At 74.6% G+C, this 327-nt stretch carries 1 protein-coding gene; it reads left to right on the top strand.

All coding sequences use genetic code 11. From position 1 onward, the window contains the following. Nucleotides 1–327, top strand: a 327-nt coding sequence (locus tag AB4Y34_RS42210) for a hypothetical protein (protein WP_368719350.1), incomplete at both ends; no start/stop codon positions are given.

Raw genomic sequence — 327 nt, 5'->3', positions numbered from 1 at the left:
GCGCACCTGTGCGGGCATGCGTGGGTACGCGAGGCGGTGGTGGTGGCACGCGAGGAGCGGGCCGGCGAGCCGCAGCTGGTGGCCTATGTGGTGGCCGCAGCGGAGGCGCAGGAAGCGCAGCTTGCGGCGACGCTGCGCGCGCATCTGGTGGGGCAGCTGCCGGACTACATGGTGCCGGCGGCGTTCGTGCCGCTGGCGGCGCTGCCGCTGACGGTGAACGGCAAGCTGGACCGCAAGGCACTGCCGGCGCCGGCTGACGATGCCTATGCGCGGCGGGGCTACGAGGCGCCGCGCGGGGAGCTCGAGACGGTGCTGGCGCAGCTGTGG

The organism is Paraburkholderia sp. BR10954 (assembly GCF_040965775.1).
Lineage (GTDB): Bacteria > Pseudomonadota > Gammaproteobacteria > Burkholderiales > Burkholderiaceae > Paraburkholderia > Paraburkholderia youngii.
This window is presented reverse-complemented; position numbering and strand designations above follow the sequence as displayed.